General features: G+C 45.8%; 1 tRNA gene and 1 rRNA gene. Both read left to right on the top strand.

From position 1 onward, the window contains the following. The first annotated feature begins 35 nt into the window (after nt 1-35). A tRNA-Ala gene (locus tag AC0DBE_RS21745) sits at nt 36-111 on the top strand. A 173-nt stretch (nt 112-284) separates the two neighbouring features. Next, nucleotides 285-367: ribosomal RNA gene (locus AC0DBE_RS21740) — 16S ribosomal RNA — on the top strand; the annotation flags it as partial.

The raw sequence follows: 367 nt of genomic DNA, 5'->3' as shown, positions 1-367 counted from the left end.
GCAGGTTCGAATCCTGTCTTCCCGACCATTTTCATGGGGCCTTAGCTCAGCTGGGAGAGCGCCTGCTTTGCACGCAGGAGGTCAGCGGTTCGATCCCGCTAGGCTCCACCAAAAGTTTTTTAAAAAAGTTGTTGACTTTGAAGAAGCAGCATCGTATACTAATAAAGTTGCTTTAACAAAGCGAACAAACGAAATGATCTTTGAAAACTAAACAAGACAAAACGTACCTGTTAATTCATGTTTTATAAAATCGCACAGCGATGTGCGTAGTCAGTCAAACTACTTTATCGGAGAGTTTGATCCTGGCTCAGGACGAACGCTGGCGGCGTGCCTAATACATGCAAGTCGAGCGGACAGATGGGAGCTT

Source organism: Bacillus sp. VA15 (assembly GCF_055721145.1).
This window is presented reverse-complemented; position numbering and strand designations above follow the sequence as displayed.